Here is a 16,704-nt window from a genome sequence, read left to right on the forward strand (position 1 = left end):
AGGTCACGGAACGGTTACCGAATCGGCCGCGTCCGGCCGGGCAGGCTCGGCGCACCCGTGCTCGTGAACGCGTGCACGCGTCCACACCCCGCCCCGCGCTCCCTCCGGGGTGTGAACGCGGTCCACTATCAAGCCGCCGCGTCCAGTGCCAATTTGCATGCGCCGGAACTCTCTTGATATTGAGACGTCTCCTCGAACCCGCTCGGACCTGCGCCGACGAGCGGAAATGTCACGTCTGGTGATCACTTGAGCGCTTCCCGTGCGAAGATCGCCGCTCATCCGACTTCATGATCCTTCATCAGGTGGTGGAGATCACAAACTCAGTGGGATACCCCGTGTCGCAGATCACAGAGCGGCGGGCATAAGATGCGAGGCAGTTGGGCTTGTGACCTGCTTCACATGTTCTCGATCTTGGGTCACCAGCCAGGTACCACCCGCCAGCAGTCAGTGCCGACTGAGAGGAGCGAGGAGCGGTGAACGCGTATGCGCCCATCCTCGTACTGGGAGCCCTCGGGGCAGGCTTTGCGATCTTCTCCGTGGTCATGGCCACGCTGATCGGTCCGAAGCGGTACAACCGCGCCAAGCTCGAGGCCTACGAGTGCGGAATCGAGCCGACCCCCACGCCGGCCGGCGGCGGGCGCTTCCCCATCAAGTACTACCTGACGGCGATGCTCTTCATCGTCTTCGACATCGAGATCGTCTTCCTCTACCCGTGGGCCGTCACCTTCGACGCCCTCGGTGTGTTCGGGCTCGTGGAGATGCTGCTCTTCGTGCTCACCGTCTTCGTCGCCTACGCGTACGTGTGGCGGCGCGGCGGCCTGGAATGGGACTGAGGGGCTTTACGTCATGGGACTCGAAGAAAAGCTGCCGAGCGGATTCCTGCTCACCACCGTCGAGCAGGCCGCGGGCTGGGTGCGCAAGTCGTCGGTCTTCCCCGCCACCTTCGGCCTCGCCTGCTGCGCCATCGAGATGATGACCACCGGCGCCGGCCGTTACGACCTGGCGCGCTTCGGCATGGAGGTCTTCCGCGGTTCGCCCCGCCAGGCGGACCTCATGATCGTCGCGGGCCGGGTCAGCCAGAAGATGGCGCCGGTGCTGCGGCAGGTCTACGACCAGATGCCGAATCCCAAGTGGGTGATCTCCATGGGGGTCTGCGCCTCCTCGGGCGGCATGTTCAACAACTACGCGATCGTCCAGGGCGTCGACCACATCGTGCCGGTCGACATCTACCTGCCCGGCTGCCCGCCGCGCCCCGAGATGCTGCTGGACGCCATCCTCAAGCTCCACCAGAAGATCCAGAGCTCCAAGCTCGGCGTGAACGCCGAGGAGGCGGCCCGCGAGGCGGAGGAAGCGGCGCTCAAGGCACTGCCCACGATCGAGATGAAGGGGCTGCTGCGATGAGCGAGGCGAACGGCGCCGGCGGGCCGAACCCCGAGAAGGAGCTCTCGGCCTCCAACCTCCCCGGACAGCGCGGCGACGGCGGCGAGGAGATCCGCGTCCAGCGCGGCATGTTCGGCGCGAACAACGGCGGGGACACCTCCGGCTACGGCGGCCTGGTCCGCTCCGTCCGGCTGCCCGGCCCCTCGGCCCGCCCCTACGGCGGCTGGTTCGACGAGGTCGCCGACGAGCTGGAGGGCGCCCTGGAGGAGCAGGGGCTGCTGCCGGACAACGCGATCGAGAAGACGGTCGTCGACCGCGGCGAGCTGACCTTCCACATCGAGCGCGAGCACCTGGTCCGCGTCGCCCGCACCCTGCGCGACGACCCGGCGCTGCGCTTCGAGCTGTGCACCGGTGTGAGCGGCGTGCACTACCCGAACGACAAGGGCCGCGAGCTGCACGCGGTCTACCACCTGCGCTCGATCACCCACAACCGGCTGATCCGCCTCGAGGTCAGCTGCCCGGACGGCGACCGGCACATCCCGTCGCTGGTCTCCGTGTACCCGACCAACGACTGGCACGAGCGCGAGACCTACGACTTCTTCGGGATCGTCTTCGACGGTCACCCGGCCCTGACGCGGATCATGATGCCGGACGACTGGCAGGGCTTCCCGCAGCGCAAGGACTACCCCCTCGGCGGCATCCCCGTCGAGTACAAGGGCGCCCAGATCCCGGCTCCGGACCAGCGGAGGTCGTACTCGTGAGCACTTCCCACGCCTCCCCCAGGGAGACCACCGAGGGCACCGTCTACACGGTCACCGGCGGAGACTGGGACGAAGTCGTCCAGTCCGCGGCCCGCGCCGACGACGAGCGCATCATCGTCAACATGGGCCCCCAGCACCCCTCCACCCACGGGGTGCTCCGGCTCATCCTGGAGATCGAGGGCGAGACGGTCACCGAGGCCCGCTGCGGCATCGGCTACCTGCACACCGGGATCGAGAAGAACCTCGAGTTCCGCACCTGGACGCAGGGCACCACGTTCGTGACGCGGATGGACTACCTCACGTCCTTCTTCAACGAGACCGCCTACTGTCTCGCCGTCGAGAAACTCCTCGGCATCGAGGACCAGATCACCGAGCGCGCCAAGATCGTCCGGGTGCTGCTGATGGAGCTGAACCGGCTCTCCTCGCACCTGGTCTGCATCGCCACCGGCGGCATGGAACTCGGCGCGACCACGATCATGATCTACGGCTTCCGTGATCGTGAAATGATCCTCGACATCTACGAGCTCATCACGGGCCTGCGGATGAACCATGCGTACATCCGCCCCGGCGGACTCGCCCAGGACCTGCCGCCCGGCGCGGTGGACCAGATCCGCGAGTTCGTGAAGAAGATGAAGAAGAACCTCCCGGAGTACGACAAGCTCGCCACCGGGAACCCCATCTTCAAGGCCCGCATGCAGGACATCGGCTATCTCGACCTGGCCGGCTGCATGGCCCTCGGCGCCACCGGCCCCATCCTGCGCTCCACCGGCCTGCCGCACGACCTGCGCAAGGCGCAGCCGTACTGCGACTACGAGACGTACGACTTCGACGTCCCGACCGCCGACACCTGCGACGCCTACGGCCGCTTCCTGATCCGGCTGGAGGAGATGCGCCAGTCGCTGCGGATCGTCGAGCAGTGTCTGGACCGGCTCGAGCCCGGCCCGGTCATGGTCGCCGACAAGAAGATCGCCTGGCCCGCCCAGCTCGCCCTCGGGCCGGACGGCCTCGGCAACTCCCTCGACCACATCAAGAAGATCATGGGCACCTCCATGGAGGCCCTGATCCACCACTTCAAGCTGGTCACCGAGGGCTTCCGGGTCCCGCCGGGGCAGGCGTACGCCGCGGTCGAGTCGCCCAAGGGCGAGCTGGGCGTGCACGCCGTGTCCGACGGCGGCACCCGCCCCTACCGGGTCCACTTCCGCGACCCGTCCTTCACCAACCTGCAGGCCATGGCGGCGATGTGCGAGGGCGGCCAGGTCGCCGACGTGATCGTCGCCGTCGCGTCCATCGACCCCGTGATGGGAGGCGTCGACCGGTGAGCACCTCTTCTTCCGAGCGGGGCGTCAGCCTGGGCATGCCCGAGCTGCCGGCGCCCGGCTACCCGGACGACGTCCGGGCCCGGCTGGAGCGGGACGCGCGCGCGATCATCGCCCGCTACCCCGACTCCCGCTCGGCCCTGCTGCCGATGCTGCACCTGGTGCAGTCGGAGGAGGGGTACGTCACCCGCACCGGGATGCGGTTCTGCGCGGACATGCTGGAGCTGACCACGGCCGAGGTCACCGCGGTCGCCACCTTCTACACCATGTACCGGCGCAGGCCGTCCGGCGACTACCAGGTCGGCGTCTGCACCAACACGCTGTGCGCGGTGATGGGCGGTGACGCGATCTTCGAGGCGCTCCAGGAGCACCTCGGCCTCGGCAACGGCGAGACCACCGACGACGGCAAGGTCACCCTCGAGCACATCGAGTGCAACGCCGCCTGCGACTACGCGCCGGTCGTGATGGTCAACTGGGAGTTCTTCGACAACCAGACGCCCGAGACCGTCCTGCGCCTCGTCGACGACCTGCGCGCGGGCCAACCCGTCACGCCCACCCGCGGCGCCCCGCTGTGCACCTTCAAGGAGACGGCCCGCATCCTGGCGGGCTTCCCCGACGAGCGGGAGGGCGCCGTCGCGGCGGGCGGCAGCGCCGGACCGGCCTCACTGGTGGGCCTGCGCCTGGCCAAGGGCGAGACCGCGCCCGCCCGGGTGGTCCACCCGCGCGAGGGCGGACCGCACGACGACGTACCGCCGCGCGACCGCGCCCTGTCCGAGCCGTCGCCCGGCGAGCACGCCAGCTCGCACGACGCGCCCCAGAAGACGTCGGCATCCGACCCTGCCCACCCGGCAGGCCCGACCGCCGAGGAGGGGGAGTGATGACCTTGGCACCCGAGGTGAAGGACACCAGCCCGGAGAAGCTGCTGGCACCCGTGCTGTCGGCCTTCTGGGACGAGGACGAGTCCTGGACGCTGGACGTCTACCGCAGGCACGGAGGGTACGAAGGGCTCCGCAAGGCGCTCGCGATGGCGCCCGACGACCTGATCGCCTACGTCAAGGACTCCGGGCTGCGCGGCCGCGGCGGCGCGGGATTCCCGACCGGGATGAAGTGGCAGTTCATCCCCCAGGGCGACGGCAAGCCGCACTACCTCGTCGTCAACGCCGACGAATCGGAGCCGGGCACCTGCAAGGACATCCCGCTCCTGTTCGCCAACCCGCACAGCCTGATCGAGGGCATCGTCATCGCGTGCTACGCCATCAGGTCCTCGCACGCCTTCATCTACCTGCGCGGCGAGGTCGTCCCCGTGCTGCGGCGGCTGCACTCCGCCGTGCGCGAGGCCTACGAGGCCGGCTACCTCGGCGAGAACGTCCTCGGCAGCGGACTCGACCTGGAACTCACCGTCCACGCGGGCGCGGGCGCGTACATCTGCGGTGAGGAGACCGCGCTGCTCGACTCGCTCGAAGGCCGCCGCGGCCAGCCCCGGCTGCGTCCCCCCTTCCCCGCCGTCGCGGGCCTCTACGCCTGCCCCACTGTGGTGAACAACGTCGAATCGATCGCGTCGGTTCCCGCCATCCTGAACAACGGCAAGGAATGGTTCAGGTCGATGGGCAGCGAGAAGTCCCCGGGCTTCACGCTCTACTCGCTCAGCGGCCACGTCGCCAGCCCCGGCCAGTACGAGGCCCCGCTCGGCGTCACGCTGCGCCAGCTGCTCGACATGGGCGGCGGGATGCGGCCGGGCCACCGGCTGAAGTTCTGGACGCCGGGCGGCTCCTCGACGCCCATGTTCACCGACGAGCACCTCGACGTCCCGCTCGACTACGAGGGCGTCGGCGCCGCCGGCTCCATGCTCGGCACCAAGGCCCTGCAGTGCTTCGACGAGACCACCTGCGTCGTGCGCGCCGTCACCCGCTGGACCGAGTTCTACGCCCACGAGTCCTGCGGCAAGTGCACACCGTGCCGCGAAGGCACCTACTGGCTCGTGCAGTTGCTGCGCGACATCGAGGCCGGCAAGGGCCGCATGTCCGACCTCGACAAGCTGAACGACATCGCCGACAACATCAACGGCAAGTCCTTCTGCGCCCTCGGCGACGGCGCCGCCGCGCCGATCTTCTCCTCGCTGAAGTACTTCCGCGAGGAGTACGAGCAGCACATCACCGGCCGCGGCTGCCCCTTCGACCCGGCCAAGTCGACGGCCTGGGCCGACCGTACGGAGGTGAACGCATGACCGTTCAGCAGTCCGAGAGCGGCTCCGCCGCGGGCCGGCGCTCCTCCGGAGGGGGCGAGGCCGCAGTCCCGCCCGAGGACCTCGTCACGCTGACGATCGACGGCGCCGAGATCAGCGTGCCCAAGGGCACCCTGGTCATCCGCGCCGCCGAGCAGCTCGGCATCGAGATCCCCCGCTTCTGCGACCACCCGCTCCTCGACCCGGCCGGCGCCTGCCGCCAGTGCATCGTCGAGGTCGAGGGCCAGCGCAAGCCCATGGCGTCCTGCACGATCACCTGTACGGACGGAATGGTGGTGAAGACTCAGCTCACCTCGCCGGTCGCCGAGAAGGCGCAGCACGGCGTGATGGAGCTGCTGCTCATCAACCACCCGCTGGACTGCCCGGTCTGCGACAAGGGCGGCGAGTGCCCGCTGCAGAACCAGGCCATGTCGCACGGCAACGCCGAGTCCCGCTTCGAGGGCAAGAAGCGGACCTACGAGAAGCCGGTCCCGATCTCCACGCAGGTGCTGCTCGACCGCGAGCGGTGCGTCCTGTGCGCCCGCTGCACGCGGTTCTCCAACCAGATCGCGGGCGACCCGATGATCGAGCTGCTGGAGCGGGGCGCGCTCCAGCAGGTCGGCACAGGCGAGGGCGACCCCTTCGAGTCGTACTTCTCCGGCAACACCATCCAGATCTGCCCGGTCGGCGCGCTCACCTCGGCCGCCTACCGCTTCCGCTCCCGCCCCTTCGACCTGATCTCCTCCCCGTCGGTGTGCGAACACTGCTCCGGCGGCTGCGCGACCCGCACCGACCACCGGCGCGGCAAGGTCATGCGGCGGCTCGCCGCCAACGACCCCGAGGTCAACGAGGAGTGGATCTGCGACAAGGGCCGTTTCGCCTTCCGCTACGCGCAGCAGCGGGACCGGCTGACGACGCCCCTGGTGCGCAACGCCGAGGGCGACCTCGTCCCGGCCTCCTGGCCCGAGGCGCTGCAGATCGCCGCGCAGGGCCTGCTCGCCTCGAGGGGCCGCACCGGCGTGCTGACCGGCGGCCGGCTGACCGTCGAGGACGCCTACGCCTACAGCAAGTTCGCGCGGGTGGCGCTCGACACCAACGACATCGACTTCCGCGCGCGGGTGCACAGCGGCGAGGAGGCCGACTTCCTCGCCGCCCGGGTCGCCGGACGGGGCCGCGACCTCGACGGCACCGGCGTCACGTACGCCGCCCTGGAGAAGGCGCCGGCCGTGCTGCTGGTCGGGTTCGAGTCCGAGGAGGAGGCGCCCGGCGTCTTCCTGCGGCTGCGCAAGGCCTGGCGGGCGCACGGACAGCGGGTGTTCTCGCTGGCCACGCACGCCACGCGCGGCCTGGAGAAGGCCGGCGGCACGCTGCTGCCCGCCGCGCCCGGCACCGAGACCGAGTGGCTGGACGCCCTCGCGGGCGAGGTCGGCCTGGAGGACTCCGGGGTCGCGGCGGCACAGGCGCTGCGCGGCGAGGGGGCGGTGATCGTCGTCGGCGAGCGGCTGGCCGCCGTCGCCGGCGGTCTGACCGCCGCCGTGCGGGCGGCCACCGCGACCGGCGCCCGGCTGGTGTGGATCCCGCGGCGGGCCGGGGAGCGCGGGGCGATCGAGGCCGGCGCGCTGCCCTCGCTGCTGCCGGGCGGGCGCCCGGCGACCGACCCGCGCGCCCGTGAGGAGGTCGCCGCCGTCTGGGGCGTCGCCGAACTGCCGCTGCGCTACGGCCGCGACACCGGCCAGATCATCGGCGCCGCCCTGGGCGGCGAGCTGCAGGCACTGCTGGTGGCGGGCGTGGAGGTGGCCGACCTGCCCGACCCGGCACGCGCGCGTGCCGCCCTCGCCGAGGTCGGCTTCCTGGTCTCGCTGGAGCTGCGTCCCAGCGAGGTGACCGAGCTGGCGGACGTGGTGCTGCCGGTGGCCGCGGTCGCCGAGAAGGCCGGCACCTTCCTCAACTGGGAGGGCAGGGTCCGCCTGTTCGAGCCCGCGCTCAAGCCCGACCAGATGACCCGGCGGGTCGAGCCCACCGACGCGCGGGTGCTGCAGATGCTGGCCGACGCCATGGACGTGCACCTGGGGCTGCCGGATCTGCGCACCACACGCGCGGAGCTGGACCGGCTCGGCGCCTGGTCCGGACCCCGGGCGGCCGACCCGCTGGAGAGCGCGGGCGTGCTGCCACGGCCCGCCGCCGGGGAGGCCGTGCTCGCCGGGCACCGGCTCCTCCTCGACCTGGGCCTCCTCCAGCAGGGGGACGAGGCGCTCGCCGGCACCCGGCACGCGGCACGCGCGCGCGTGTCCGCCGCCACGGCCGCCGAGGCCGGCGTCGAGGACGGCGGCACGATCGCCGTGACCGGCGCCGCCGGCACCGTCGAACTGCCGCTTCAGATCACCGAGATGCCCGACCGCGTGGTCTGGCTCCCGCTGAACTCCGTCGGCGGTGGCGTCGCCTCCGACACCGGCGCCGTACCCGGCTCCCTCGTCCGTATCGGTCCGGCGACGCCCGCCGACGAAGCCCTCAAGGAGGTGGAGGCATGAGCCCGTACCTCGCCGCTGCAGACCTCTCGATCTTCGGCCGCGACCCCTGGTGGCTCGTCGCGATCAAGGCGGTGTTCTGCTTCGTCTTCGTGCTGCTGTCGGTGCTGTTCGCCATCGTCTGGGAGCGCAAGGTCGTCGCCTGGATGCAGCTGCGCATCGGCCCCAACCGGCACGGCCCCTGGGGCATGCTCCAGTCGCTCCTGGACGGCATCAAGCTGATGCTGAAGGAGGACGTCGTCGTCAAGCGCGCGGACAAGATGGTCTACATCCTCGCGCCGATCATCGCGACCGTCCCGGCCTTCATGGCGATCGCGGTGATCCCCTTCGGCCCGGCCGGCAACGAGATCTCGATCTTCGGCCAGCGCACCACGATGCAGCTGACCGACCTGCCGATCGCGATGCTGTACATCCTCGCGGTCGCCTCGGTCGGCATCTACGGCATCGTGCTCGCCGGCTGGAGCTCCGGATCCACCTATCCGCTCCTCGGCGGCCTGCGGTCCTGCGCGCAGATGATCTCGTACGAGATCGCCATGGGCGCCGCCTTCGCCTCGGTGTTCCTCTACTCCGGTTCGATGTCGACCACGGCGATCGTCGAGGCGCAGGCCGACCGCTGGTACGTCGTGCTGCTGCCGGTCTCCTTCCTGATCTACATCGTGACCATGGTGGGCGAGACCAACCGGGCCCCGTTCGACATGCCGGAGTCCGAGGGCGACCTGGTCGGCGGGTTCAACACCGAGTACTCGTCGATCAAGTTCGCTCTGTTCATGCTCGCGGAGTACGCGAACATGATCACCGTCTCGGCGGTGTCCGTGACCCTGTTCCTGGGCGGCTGGCGGGCGCCGTGGCCGGTCAGCACCTTCTGGGAGGGCGCCAACCACGGCTGGTGGCCGCTGCTGTGGTTCCTGCTCAAGGTGCAGCTGCTGCTGTTCCTGTTCGTCTGGCTGCGCGGCTCGCTGCCCCGCGTCCGCTACGACCAGCTGATGAAGCTCGGCTGGAAGGTCCTCATCCCGGTCTCCCTGGCCTGGCTGATGATGGTCGCGACCGTGCGGGCCCTGCGCAACGAGAACTACGAATTCACCGACATCGCCCTCTACGTCGGCGGCGGTGTGCTCGCCCTGCTGCTCCTCTCGTTCGTCGCGGACTTCTTCCGCGAGCGCGACAAGCCCGCCGCCGAACCGCCGGAGCGGACCGAGGAGTTCGACCCGACGGCGGGCGGATTCCCCGTGCCGCCGCTGCCCGGACAGGAGCTGCCGCCGGTGCCGCGGCGCCCCTCGCGCCGGGAGCGGGAGCTGATTGTCAGTGGCGGGCCCGATACTCACAGTGACGGATCTCTGGGCGGATCTACGGATGGAAAGGAGGCGTCCGATGGCTGAGGAGCCGAAGGAGGCCGGGCAGACCAAGCCCGGTTTCCTCAACCCCGCCGCCGGCTTCGGCGTGACCTTCAAGGCCATGTTCAAGAAGCGGCTGACCGAGCAGTACCCGGAGCAGCAGAAGACCACGGCCCCGCGGTTCCACGGACGGCACCAGCTCAACCGCCATCCGGACGGCCTGGAGAAGTGCGTCGGCTGCGAGCTGTGCGCCTGGGCCTGCCCCGCCGACGCCATCTACGTGGAGGGCGCGGACAACACCGACGAGGAGCGCTACTCGCCGGGCGAGCGGTACGGCCGCGTCTACCAGATCAACTACGCCCGCTGCATCCTGTGCGGACTGTGCATCGAGGCGTGCCCCACGCGCGCGCTGACCATGACCAACGAGTTCGAGCTGGCCGACTCCAGCCGCGCCAACCTCATCTACACCAAGGAGCAGCTGCTCGCCGGCCTCGAGGACGGCATGGTCGACACGCCCCACGCCATCCACCCGGGCACGGACGAACAGGACTACTACCGCGGCCTGGTGACGGAGGCCGCGCCGGGCACGGAGCGGCAGGTCGCCGTCTCCAAGGGCGAGACCGTGCAGGAGGCGGACTCGACCTTCGGGGAGAGCGAGCCGGCGTCGGAGAAGGTGATCGGCCGATGACCGCGCAACTCGCCGCCTACTCCACCTCCACCGGAGAGGCCGTCCAGTTCTGGATCCTCGGCACCGTCGCGGTGATCGGCGCCCTGTGCACCGTCTTCATGCGGCGGGCCGTGCACAGCGCGCTCTGTCTCGCCGGCACCATGATCGTGCTGGCGGTGTTCTACCTCGCCAACGGCGCCTACTTCCTGGGCATCGTGCAGATCGTCGTCTACACCGGCGCGATCATGATGCTGTTCCTGTTCGTGGTGATGCTCGTCGGCGTCACCGCCGCGGACTCGCTGAAGGAGACCATCAAGGGCCAGCGCTGGCTGGCCCTGCTGTGCGGGCTCGGCTTCGGCGTCCTGCTGGTCGGCGGCATCGGCAACGCCTCCCTCACGGAGTTCAACGGCACCGGCCAGGCCAACGCGGGCGGCAACGTCGAGGGCCTGGCCGCCCTCATCTTCACCAAGTACGTCTTCGCCTTCGAACTGACCGGCGCCCTGCTGATCACGGCCGCCGTCGGCGCCATGGTGCTCACCCACCGCGAGCGCACCGAGCGCGCGAAGACCCAGCGCGAGCTGGCCGAGCAGCGCGTCCGCGAGGGCAAGCAGCTTCCGCCGCTGCCCGCGCCCGGCGTCTACGCCCGGCACAACGCGGTCGACATCGCCGGTCTGCTGCCCGACGGCACCCCGTCCGAGCTGACGGTCAACAAGACGCTGCGCGAGCGCGGCCAGATCCGCGACGTGTCCACCGAGGCGCTGAACGACCTACGGGCGCTGGAGCAGCGCGCGGAGGAACGCCTGGAGCGCAAGGCGATCGAGCCGCCGCACTTCCGGCGGACCGAGGAGGCGTCGAAGTGAACCCCGTCAACTACCTGTATCTCGCGGCCCTGCTGTTCACGATCGGCGCGACCGGCGTGCTGATCAGGCGGAACGCCATCGTGCTGTTCATGTGCGTGGAGCTGATGCTCAACGCCTGCAACCTCGCCTTCGTCGCCTTCTCCCGGATGCACGGCAACCTGGACGGCCAGATCATCGCGTTCTTCACGATGGTCGTCGCCGCGGCGGAGGTCGTGGTCGGGCTGGCGATCATCGTGTCGCTGTTCCGTTCCCGCCACTCGGCCTCGGTCGACGACGCCAGCCTGATGAAGCTGTAAGGGGTCGGAAGAATCGTGGAGAACCTGATTGCGCTGCTGATCGCGGCGCCCTTGCTCGGAGCGGTCGTCCTGCTGTGCGGTGGCCGGCGGCTGGACGCCGTCGGCCACTGGATCGGCACGCTCCTCGCCGCCGTCTCCTTCGCCCTCGGCGTCGTCCTCTTCGCCGACCTGCTGGGCAAGGACGCCGAGCACCGGACGGTCACGAAGCACCTGTTCAGCTGGATCCCGGTCGAGGGCTTCCAGGCCGACGCGGCCCTGCGCCTCGACCAGCTGTCCATGACGTTCGTGCTGCTGATCACCGGCGTCGGCTCGCTCATCCACGTGTACTCGATCGGGTACATGGAGCACGACGAGCGGCGCCGCCGCTTCTTCGGCTATCTCAACCTGTTCCTCGCGGCGATGCTGGTGCTCGTCCTCGCCGACAACTACCTGCTGCTGTACGTCGGCTGGGAGGGCGTGGGTCTCGCCTCCTACCTGCTGATCGGCTTCTGGCAGCACAAGCCCAGCGCCGCCACCGCCGCCAAGAAGGCCTTCCTGGTCAACCGCGTCGGCGACGTCGGTCTGTCGATCGCGATCATGCTGATGTTCACCACCTTCGGCACCTTCGCCTTCGGGCCGGTGCTCGACGGCGTGGGGGAGACCTCGGAGGGCACGCTCACCGCGATCGGCCTGATGCTGCTGCTCGCCGCCTGCGGCAAGTCCGCCCAGGTGCCGCTGCAGTCCTGGCTCGGGGACGCGATGGAGGGCCCGACCCCGGTCTCGGCCCTCATCCACGCGGCGACCATGGTGACGGCCGGCGTGTATCTGATCGTCCGCTCCGGGGCGATCTTCAACGCCGCGCCGGACGCCCAGCTCGTGGTGACCATCGTCGGCGCGGTCACGCTGCTGTTCGGTGCGATCGTCGGTTGCGCGAAGGACGACATCAAGAAGGCGCTGGCCGGCTCGACGATGTCGCAGATCGGCTACATGGTGCTGGCCGCGGGCCTCGGCCCGATCGGCTACATCTTCGCGATCATGCACCTGGTGACGCACGGCTTCTTCAAGGCCGGGCTGTTCCTCGGCGCCGGCTCGGTCATGCACGGCATGAACGACGAGGTCGACATGCGCAAGTACGGCGGCCTGCGCAAGTACATGCCGATCACGTTCATCACCTTCGGCCTCGGCTACCTCGCGATCATCGGCTTCCCGTTCCTGTCCGGCTTCTACACCAAGGACAAGATCATCGAGGCGGCGTTCGCGAAGGGCGGCGCGGAGGGCTGGATCCTCGGCGGCTGCGCGCTGCTGGGCGCGGCCATCACCGCGTTCTACATGACCCGCGTGATGCTGATGACGTTCTTCGGCGAGGAGCGCTGGCGCCACCGGCCGACCCCCTCGCCGGAGGCGCCGAGCGCCGAACCCGCGGCCGAGCACCACGGCGCGCACGCCGAGCCGCACCCGCACGAGTCGCCCAAGGTGATGACCATCCCCATGATCGTGCTCGCGGTCGGATCGGTCTTCGGAGGCATGTTCTTCAGCATCGGCGACCGCTTCGTGCACTGGCTGGAGCCGGTCACCGGCCACCCGGACCACGGACACCCGCCGCTCAGCGCCCTCACGGTCACGCTGTGCACGGTCGCCGTGATGGTCCTCGGCGTCGGCCTGGCCTACCTCCAGTACGGCCGCCGCCCGATCCCGGTCGTCGCCCCGCGCGGGTCGCTGCTCACCCGGGCCGCCCGCCGCGACCTGCTCCAGGACGACTTCAACCACGTCGTCCTGGTCCGCGGCGGCGAGCACCTCACGCGCTCCCTGGTGTACGTCGACCACACCCTGGTCGACGGAGTGGTCAACGGCACGGCGGCCTCGGTCGGCGGCCTGTCCGGGCGGATGCGCAGGCTGCAGAACGGCTTCGCGCGGTCGTACGCGGTCTCGATGTTCGGCGGTGCGGCGGTCCTCGTCGCCGCGACCCTGCTGATGAGGGCGGTCTGATACCGATGTCCTTTCCTCTGCTGACAGCGACGGCGGTGCTCCCGGCGGTGGGGGCCATCGCCACGGCCGCCGTGCCGGCCGCGCGGCGCACCGCCGCCAAGTGGCTGGCCCTGCTGGTCTCGCTCGCCACGCTCGCCCTCGCCGTGGCGGTCCTGGTCCGCTTCGACCCCGACGGCGCCCGCTACCAGCTCACCGAGTCGCACTCCTGGATCGCGGAGTTCGGCGTCCGGTACGAGCTGGGCGTGGACGGCATCGCGGTGGCGCTGATCGCGCTGACCGCCCTGCTGATCCCGTTCATCATCCTGGCCGGCTGGCACGACGCCGACCCGCTGGAGACCGGCAGCAACCGGTGGCGGCCCACGCAGGGCTTCTTCGCCCTGATCCTGGCCGTCGAGGCGATGGTGATCATCTCCTTCGAGGCCACCGACGTCTTCCTCTTCTACATCTTCTTCGAAGCCATGCTGATCCCGATGTACTTCCTCATCGGCGGCTTCGGGGACCGTGCCCACGAGCACGGCGAGAAGGCGGCCTCGACCCAGCGGTCGTACGCGGCCGTGAAGTTCCTGCTGTACAACCTGGCCGGCGGTCTGATCATGCTGGCCGCGGTGATCGGCCTGTACGTGGCCGCCGGGAGCTTCTCGCTCCAGGAGATCGCCGAGGCGCGGGCGAGCGGCTCGCTGGAGATGGCGACGAACACCGAACGCTGGCTGTTCCTCGGCTTCTTCTTCGCCTTCGCGGTCAAGGCCCCGCTGTGGCCGCTGCACACCTGGCTGCCCAACGCCATGGGGGAGGCCACCGCCCCGGTCGCCGTCCTGATCACGGCGGTCGTGGACAAGGTCGGCACCTTCGCGATGCTCCGCTTCTGCCTCGGGCTGTTCCCGGAGGCGTCGGAGTGGGCGACGCCGGTCGTCCTGGTGCTGGCCCTGATCAGCATCATCTACGGGGCGCTGCTCGCGGTCGGCCAGCGCGACATCAAGCGCCTGGTGGCGTACGCGTCGATCTCGCACTTCGGCTTCATCATCATGGGCATCTTCGCGATGACCAGCCAGGGCCACTCCGGCGCGACGCTCTACATGGTCAACCACGGGATCTCGACGGCCGCGCTGATGCTGGTGGCGGGCTTCCTGATCTCGCGGCGCGGCTCGCGGCTCATCGCCGACTACGGCGGTGTGCAGAAGGTCGCCCCGGTGCTCGCCGGCACCTTCCTGATCGGCGGCCTCGCCACCCTGTCGCTGCCGGGGCTCGCGCCGTTCGTCAGCGAGTTCCTGGTCCTGGTCGGCACCTTCGCGCGCTACCCGGTGATCGGCATCATCGCCACCCTCGGCATCGTCCTCGCCGCGCTCTACACCCTCGTCCTCTACCAGCGGACGATGACGGGCCCGGTCAAGGCGGAGGTCGCCACGATGCCGGACCTGCGGGTGCGCGAACTGGTGGTGGTGGCGCCGCTGATCGTGCTGCTGGTCTTCCTGGGCGTCTACCCGAAGCCCGTCACGGACATCGTGAACCCGGCCGTGAAGCACACCATGTCCGACGTCGACAAGAAGGACCCGGAACCCGACGTGGAGGCGGCCAAATGAGCACAACAGCCGTCCACAGCCTGTGGACAACCGCGGCCGACCCGATCTCGAAGATCGACGCGCCGAAGATCGAATACGGGCAGCTGTCGCCCATCCTGATCGTGCTGGGCGCGGCGATCGTCGGGGTGCTCGTCGAGGCGTTCGTGCCGCGCAAGTCCCGGTACTACGTCCAGATGTTCGTCTGCGTCGTCGGCCTCGCCGCCGCCTTCGCGGGCACCGTCGCCCTCGCGGCGGACGGGTACGGCACCACCAAGGCCCGCATCGCCGCGATGGGCGCCATCGCGGTCGACGGACCGGCCCTGTTCCTCCAGGGCACCATTCTGCTGGCCGCGCTGGTCAGCCTGTTCACCTTCGCCGAGCGGCGCCTCGACCCCGCGGCGCACGGCAACCGGGTCGACTCCTTCGCCGCCCAGGCCGCCTCCGTGCCGGGCAGCGACAGCGAGAAGGCCGCGGTCAGGGCCGGGTTCGCCACCACCGAGGTGTTCCCGCTGCTGCTGTTCGCGGTCGCCGGCATGCTGCTCTTCCCGGCGGCGAACGACCTGCTGACGCTGTTCGTGGCGCTGGAGGTCTTCTCCCTGCCGCTGTACCTGATGTGCGCGCTGGCCCGGCGCAAGCGGCTGATGTCGCAGGAGGCCGCGGTCAAGTACTTCCTGCTCGGTGCGTTCGCCTCCGCGTTCACGCTGTTCGGCATCGCCCTGCTGTACGGCTACTCGGGCTCGATGTCGTACGCGACGATCGCGCGGGTCGTCGACGGCACGGTGCCGGAGGTCACCCCGGCGCTCGCCAACACCATGGGCAACGACGCGCTGCTGCTGCTCGGGGCGGCGCTGATCGTGATGGGCCTGCTGTTCAAGGTCGGCGCGGTGCCGTTCCACATGTGGACGCCGGACGTCTACCAGGGCGCGCCGACGCCGGTCACCGGCTTCATGGCGGCGGCGACCAAGGTGGCCGCCTTCGGCGCGCTCCTGCGCATCCTGTACGTGGTGCTGCCGGGGCTGCGCTGGGACTGGCGGCCGGTGATGTGGGGCGTGGCGATCGTCACCATGCTGGGCGGCGCGATCATCGCCATCACCCAGACCGACATCAAACGGCTCCTGGCCTACTCGTCGATCGCGCACGCGGGCTTCATCCTCGCCGGCGTCATCGCCACCACGCCCGAGGGCGTCTCGTCCGTCCTCTTCTACCTGGCCGCGTACTCGTTCGTGACGATCGGCGCGTTCGCGGTGGTCACGCTGGTGCGGGACGCGGGCGGCGAGGCGACGCACCTGTCCAAGTGGGCCGGGCTCGGCCGCCGGTCGCCCCTGGTGGCGGCGGTGTTCGCGGTCTTCCTGCTGGCCTTCGCGGGCATTCCGCTCACGTCCGGCTTCGCGGGCAAGTTCGCCGTGTTCAAGGCGGCGGCGGAGGGCGGCGCGGGCCCGCTGGTCGTGGTCGGCGTGATCTCCTCGGCGATCGCGGCGTTCTTCTACATCCGCGTGATCGTCCTGATGTTCTTCAGCGAACCGCGGCCCGAGGGCCCGACGGTCGCGGTCCCGTCCCCGCTGACGGTGACGGCGATCGGGGTGGGCGTCGCGGTCACGCTGGTGCTGGGCGTGGCGCCGCAGTACTTCCTGGAACTGGCGGGCGACGCGGGGGTGTTCGTGCGCTGATCCGCTGCGCGCCGATGCGGCGACGGCCCGGCGCCCCGCGTGAGCGGGGCGCCGGGCCGTCGCCGTACGGGCTCACCCGTTCTCGTCGCGCCGGGTCCTGATCGCGATGAGGTCCAGGTCGACGGGGGAAGGGGGCGGCGACCTTCCTCGACGTGCGCG

Annotated in this window: 14 protein-coding genes; all 14 read left to right on the top strand. The window is 70.1% G+C overall.

The window, feature by feature from the left end; genetic code table 11:
- Positions 1 to 473: 473 nt before the first annotated feature.
- Genes ACZ6KF_RS31295 through nuoN form a run of 14 tightly spaced genes read left to right on the top strand, consistent with a single transcriptional unit; the run spans position 474 to position 16,545 of the window.
- Positions 474 to 833: an NADH-quinone oxidoreductase subunit A gene (locus tag ACZ6KF_RS31295; RefSeq protein ID WP_007383963.1), complete on the top strand. Its 360-nt coding sequence runs from the start codon at positions 474 to 476 to the stop codon at positions 831 to 833.
- A 13-nt stretch (positions 834 to 846) separates the two neighbouring features.
- Positions 847 to 1,401, top strand: a complete 555-nt coding sequence (locus tag ACZ6KF_RS31300; RefSeq protein WP_031141109.1) for a NuoB/complex I 20 kDa subunit family protein — start codon at positions 847 to 849, stop codon at positions 1,399 to 1,401.
- Entirely contained in the window at positions 1,398 to 2,141 is a 744-nt protein-coding gene (locus ACZ6KF_RS31305; RefSeq protein ID WP_356632346.1) for an NADH-quinone oxidoreductase subunit C, read from the top strand. Before ACZ6KF_RS31300 ends, ACZ6KF_RS31305 begins: the two co-directional genes overlap by 4 nt.
- Complete coding sequence (locus tag ACZ6KF_RS31310; protein ID WP_356632344.1) at positions 2,138 to 3,460, top strand: NADH-quinone oxidoreductase subunit D; 1,323 nt, start codon at positions 2,138 to 2,140, stop codon at positions 3,458 to 3,460. The genes ACZ6KF_RS31305 and ACZ6KF_RS31310 overlap by 4 nt, the downstream gene beginning before the upstream one ends.
- Positions 3,457 to 4,335, top strand: a complete 879-nt coding sequence (gene nuoE / locus ACZ6KF_RS31315; RefSeq protein WP_356632342.1) for an NADH-quinone oxidoreductase subunit NuoE — start codon at positions 3,457 to 3,459, stop codon at positions 4,333 to 4,335. Before ACZ6KF_RS31310 ends, nuoE begins: the two co-directional genes overlap by 4 nt.
- On the top strand, positions 4,335 to 5,681 hold the full coding sequence (gene nuoF, locus ACZ6KF_RS31320; protein WP_469178389.1) for an NADH-quinone oxidoreductase subunit NuoF: 1,347 nt from the start codon (positions 4,335 to 4,337) through the stop codon (positions 5,679 to 5,681). The genes nuoE and nuoF overlap by 1 nt, the downstream gene beginning before the upstream one ends.
- A complete protein-coding gene (locus ACZ6KF_RS31325) occupies positions 5,678 to 8,206 on the top strand; it encodes an NADH-quinone oxidoreductase subunit G (RefSeq protein ID WP_469241444.1) in 2,529 nt (842 codons plus the stop codon). The genes nuoF and ACZ6KF_RS31325 overlap by 4 nt, the downstream gene beginning before the upstream one ends.
- On the top strand, positions 8,203 to 9,579 hold the full coding sequence (gene nuoH, locus ACZ6KF_RS31330) for an NADH-quinone oxidoreductase subunit NuoH (protein ID WP_469160094.1): 1,377 nt from the start codon (positions 8,203 to 8,205) through the stop codon (positions 9,577 to 9,579). Before ACZ6KF_RS31325 ends, nuoH begins: the two co-directional genes overlap by 4 nt.
- Positions 9,572 to 10,222 (top strand): NADH-quinone oxidoreductase subunit NuoI, encoded by a 651-nt coding sequence (nuoI, locus tag ACZ6KF_RS31335; RefSeq protein WP_356632334.1) that lies wholly within the window; start codon positions 9,572 to 9,574, stop codon positions 10,220 to 10,222. Before nuoH ends, nuoI begins: the two co-directional genes overlap by 8 nt.
- A complete protein-coding gene (locus tag ACZ6KF_RS31340; protein ID WP_356632332.1) occupies positions 10,219 to 11,061 on the top strand; it encodes an NADH-quinone oxidoreductase subunit J in 843 nt (280 codons plus the stop codon). Before nuoI ends, ACZ6KF_RS31340 begins: the two co-directional genes overlap by 4 nt.
- The gene (gene nuoK, locus ACZ6KF_RS31345) at positions 11,058 to 11,357 is read left to right on the top strand and encodes an NADH-quinone oxidoreductase subunit NuoK (protein ID WP_100598032.1); all 300 of its coding nucleotides are present in this window, start codon (positions 11,058 to 11,060) and stop codon (positions 11,355 to 11,357) included. The genes ACZ6KF_RS31340 and nuoK overlap by 4 nt, the downstream gene beginning before the upstream one ends.
- 15 nt (positions 11,358 to 11,372) lie before the next feature.
- Complete coding sequence (gene nuoL, locus ACZ6KF_RS31350) at positions 11,373 to 13,322, top strand: NADH-quinone oxidoreductase subunit L (RefSeq protein ID WP_356632330.1); 1,950 nt, start codon at positions 11,373 to 11,375, stop codon at positions 13,320 to 13,322.
- 5 nt (positions 13,323 to 13,327) lie between these two features.
- Complete coding sequence (locus ACZ6KF_RS31355; RefSeq protein ID WP_356632328.1) at positions 13,328 to 14,899, top strand: NADH-quinone oxidoreductase subunit M; 1,572 nt, start codon at positions 13,328 to 13,330, stop codon at positions 14,897 to 14,899.
- Positions 14,896 to 16,545 (top strand): NADH-quinone oxidoreductase subunit NuoN, encoded by a 1,650-nt coding sequence (gene nuoN / locus ACZ6KF_RS31360; RefSeq protein ID WP_469178392.1) that lies wholly within the window; start codon positions 14,896 to 14,898, stop codon positions 16,543 to 16,545. Before ACZ6KF_RS31355 ends, nuoN begins: the two co-directional genes overlap by 4 nt.
- The last annotated feature ends 159 nt before the right edge of the window (positions 16,546 to 16,704 follow it).

This window comes from Streptomyces sp. NPDC046379 (genome assembly GCF_055587785.1).

Bases quoted from the DNA above. Each gene is read 5' to 3' on its own strand.
- ACZ6KF_RS31300 (WP_031141109.1), top strand. From the start codon at position 847: ATGGGACTCGAAGAAAAGCTGCCGAGCGGATTCCTGCTCACCACCGTC.
- ACZ6KF_RS31325 (WP_469241444.1), top strand. From the start codon at position 5,678: ATGACCGTTCAGCAGTCCGAGAGCGGCTCCGCCGCGGGCCGGCGCTCC.
- nuoH (WP_469160094.1), top strand. From the start codon at position 8,203: ATGAGCCCGTACCTCGCCGCTGCAGACCTCTCGATCTTCGGCCGCGAC.
- nuoI (WP_356632334.1), top strand. From the start codon at position 9,572: ATGGCTGAGGAGCCGAAGGAGGCCGGGCAGACCAAGCCCGGTTTCCTC.
- ACZ6KF_RS31355 (WP_356632328.1), top strand. From the start codon at position 13,328: ATGTCCTTTCCTCTGCTGACAGCGACGGCGGTGCTCCCGGCGGTGGGG.
- ACZ6KF_RS31340 (WP_356632332.1), top strand. From the start codon at position 10,219: ATGACCGCGCAACTCGCCGCCTACTCCACCTCCACCGGAGAGGCCGTC.
- nuoF (WP_469178389.1), top strand. From the start codon at position 4,335: ATGACCTTGGCACCCGAGGTGAAGGACACCAGCCCGGAGAAGCTGCTG.
- ACZ6KF_RS31305 (WP_356632346.1), top strand. From the start codon at position 1,398: ATGAGCGAGGCGAACGGCGCCGGCGGGCCGAACCCCGAGAAGGAGCTC.
- nuoN (WP_469178392.1), top strand. From the start codon at position 14,896: ATGAGCACAACAGCCGTCCACAGCCTGTGGACAACCGCGGCCGACCCG.